The 2,747-nt window shown below is 55.8% G+C and carries 3 protein-coding genes; all 3 read left to right on the top strand.

What is annotated here, in order from left to right; translation table 11 throughout:
- Nucleotides 1–391, top strand: a 391-nt coding sequence (locus HQL56_19460; GenBank protein MBF0311694.1) for a DUF4391 domain-containing protein, incomplete at its 5' end; no start/stop codon positions are given.
- Nucleotides 392–404: 13 nt separating this feature from the next.
- The gene (locus HQL56_19455; protein MBF0311693.1) at nt 405–2,423 is read left to right on the top strand and encodes a site-specific DNA-methyltransferase; all 2,019 of its coding nucleotides are present in this window, start codon (nt 405–407) and stop codon (nt 2,421–2,423) included.
- A gap of 14 nt (nt 2,424–2,437) precedes the next feature.
- A partial coding sequence (locus tag HQL56_19450; GenBank protein ID MBF0311692.1) for a virulence RhuM family protein occupies nt 2,438–2,747 on the top strand: 310 nt, incomplete at its 3' end.

Raw genomic sequence — 2,747 nt, 5'->3', positions numbered from 1 at the left:
TTCCCAGGGGGAAGCGGGCAAGGTGGTGCTGGATGGGGAGATGGTCGGGATCACGCTGCTGGCGGACTCCTCCCTGGATACCGCATTCATGGCCTCCCTGGCTCTGGATGCGCAGTCTGCGGCGAACCTCCACGCCCTTTATCAGGGATGGATGGAGCGGATCGAGGCCCTTGCCGCCGCCCGCATCACCGGCCAGTTCATGCCTCCGGAGTCGCCGGAACAAACTTTGGCCCGCCGGGCCGCTCTCGATGAACACGCCCGGTTGGAACGGGAGATGGTCCGATTGCGGAGCCAGGCGGGCAAGGAGAAGCAGCTCAACCGCCGGGTGGAGTTGAATCTGGAGATCAAGCGGATCGAGTCGCAATTGTCTCTGCTGGTCCCCTCACTTTGAACAGGATTGTGTGATGAAAAAACTGACCCCCAACGACCCCGAAATGCAAAGTGCCGACCTGCTGGTGGAGAACGTCGAGCGGCTCAAGGCCCTGTTCCCGGAGGCCTTCACCGAGGGCAGGATCGACTTTGCGGTGCTCAAGGAGTTGCTGGGCGGCCATGTGGACGAGCGGGAGGAAAAGTACGGCATCAACTGGCATGGCAAGCGTCAGGCCCGCCGACTGGCCCTGACCCCCTCCACCGGCACTCTGCGCCCCTGCCCGGCGGAGAGCGTGGACTGGCAGACCACGCAAAACCTCATGATCGAGGGGGACAATCTGGAGGTGCTGAAGCTCTTGCAGAAGAGCTACGCGGGCAAGGTCAAGCTGATCTACATCGATCCGCCCTACAACACCGGCAAGGATTTCGTCTACCCGGACGACTACCGGGACAACCTCCGCAACTATTTGGAACTGACCGGGCAGGTGGATGGCGAGGGACGGCGGATGTCCAGCAATACCGAGGCCAGTGGGCGGTTCCATACCGATTGGTTGAATATGATGTATCCCCGGTTGCGGTTGGCGAGAAATCTATTGAGAGCTGATGGTGTCATCTTGGTCAGTATTGATGATGCAGAATTTTCCAATTTACGTCGGATGCTTGATGAAGTGTTTGGTGAAGAGAATTTTCTTGCTACGCTTGTATGGGATCGAAACCGCAAGAATGATGCGAAGTATTTTTCAGTAGGACACGAGTATATGGCTGTATATGCAAAGAACAAGGGAGTTCTGTCCGAAAATCAAATTATATTTCGTGGAGAGAAGGATGGCGTTGAGGACGTCAAGGCTGAATTTGATCGACTTAAACAATTACATGCTACCGATTGGACCGCCATTCGTGAGGGGTTGCTGGAGTTTTATAAAACGATATCAGATGAAGATCCAAGAGCACCGCTCAAACGGTTCACCAAGGTCGATGTAAAAGGGCCGTTTCGTGATGATGGAAATATTAACTGGCCCGGTGGTGATGGGCCAAGATACGAAGTTTTGCATCCTGGCACCCAACTTCCTTGCAAACTGCCGATAAGTGGATGGCGGTATCCGACTCGGGAGCGATTCTGGGAAGAGGTAGCTACAGGTCGGATTGTTTTTGGACTAGACGAAACAACGGTTCCGCGCGTCCGTACTAATCTTTTTGAAAATACCGATCAGGTATTAGTCAGTGTGCATTACAGCTATGCTCAAACATCGGCGAATGAGTTCAATGCACTATTTGATGGAAAGCGTATTTTTGATAATCCTAAACCAGTTGGCGACCTGCGCAGGCTTACTGGTTATCTCACTGGGCCGGATGATTTGGTTTGTGATTTCTTCGCAGGGTCTGGCACAGAGGGGCATGCAGTAATAGCGCAGAATTCAGTCGATAGTGGAAACCGCCGTTATATCCTTGTCCAACTCCCAGAACCCCTTGACCCTTCCAACAAAGATCAGAAAACCGCCGCCGACTTTTGCGACAAACTCGGCAAACCTCGCACAATCGCGGAACTGACCAAGGAACGTCTTCGCCGTGCAGGAAAGAAAATCAGGGAAGAAAATCCTCTCTTCCATGGCGACACTGGTTTCCGCGTCTTCAAGCTGGACGCCAGCAATCTCAAGCCCTGGGATCCCAACCCCGCAGACCTGAACCGAACCCTGCTGGATCACGTCGATCACATCCTCCCGGATCGCTCCGAACAGGATCTCCTGTTCGAACTCCTGCTCAAGCTGGGGCTGGAACTGACCGTGCCCATGGAAACCCGGACCATCGCCCAAAAGGCGGTCCATGCCATCGGCGGGGGGGCGTTGCTGGTGTGTCTGGCGGAGAAAATTACCCGCAAGGAGGTGGAACCCCTGGCCCAGGGCCTCCTGGATTGGCGGCGGGAACTGGCCCCGGCGGTGTCCACCACCTTCGTCTTCCGGGACAGTGCCTTCGACGACGTGGCCAAGACCAATCTGGCCGCCATCCTGGAGCAAAACCTGCCCGCCAGCGAACTGGCCGGGATTCGCAGCCTGTGAGGGGGAGAATCGCTATGAATGGGGACACCTCTCAACCCACGGGTGAAATCCTGCTCTACGAAACCGAGGACGGTCGCACACGGGTGGAGTGCCGCTTTGTGGAGGAGACCCTATGGCTCTCCCAGGCGTTGATGGCCGACTTGTTTCAGAAAGATATCCGCACCATCAGCGAGCACTTGATGAACCTTTTCGAGGAGGGGGAATTGACCCCAGAGTCAACTATCCGGAAATTCCGGATAGTTCGTCGGGAGGGCGACCGGGAGGTGGCTCGCCTGATCGAGCATTACAATCTGGACGCCATTCTGGCCGTAGGCTATCGGGTGC

Source organism: Magnetococcales bacterium, from assembly GCA_015231925.1.
GTDB lineage: Bacteria > Pseudomonadota > Magnetococcia > Magnetococcales > JADGAQ01 > JADGAQ01.
Note: the sequence above shows the minus strand (reverse complement) of the source record. Positions and strands in the feature narration are given on the sequence as shown.

Excerpts from the sequence above, each read along its gene's own strand:
- HQL56_19455 (MBF0311693.1), top strand. The coding sequence starts at position 405 with ATGAAAAAACTGACCCCCAACGACCCCGAAATGCAAAGTGCCGACCTG.